This window comes from Streptococcus sp. 263_SSPC (genome assembly GCF_001071995.1).
GTDB lineage: Bacteria > Bacillota > Bacilli > Lactobacillales > Aerococcaceae > Granulicatella.
The window spans coordinates 1-314 of record NZ_JVNU01000008.1 but is presented as its reverse complement, the minus strand read 5'-3'; the positions used below and the strand labels follow the sequence as shown (position 1 = coordinate 314).

Annotated in this window: 1 protein-coding gene; it reads right to left on the bottom strand. The window is 44.6% G+C overall.

What is annotated here, in order from left to right:
* On the bottom strand, positions 1-314 hold a 314-nt coding region (locus ADH02_RS00160), incomplete at both ends, for an Ig-like domain-containing protein (RefSeq protein ID WP_048781570.1).

Below are 314 nucleotides of genomic sequence, written 5' to 3'. Positions count from 1 at the left end.
GTTGGTTTCACAGGCGTAACCGTTGGCGTATACTTCGCCGTTACGCTAGTTCCATTCTCGTCTTTGACTTGAACGGTCACCGCATCTGGAGTCCCTACGAAATCTTTATTCGGTGTGAAGATTACTTCACCTGTTAATGGATTAATCGTGTAAGTCCCAACTTTTTCGCCATCTTTCATAGCGTCAATCGTTGTATCAACTACCGCAGTTTCATTCATCACGAATTTCGCTGGTTGATCTGCGTCCACTTTCAACGGAACTTCTGCGTCTCCTTCAGTAAACTTCGGTGTTCCCGTTTGTACTTTTCCTTGTTT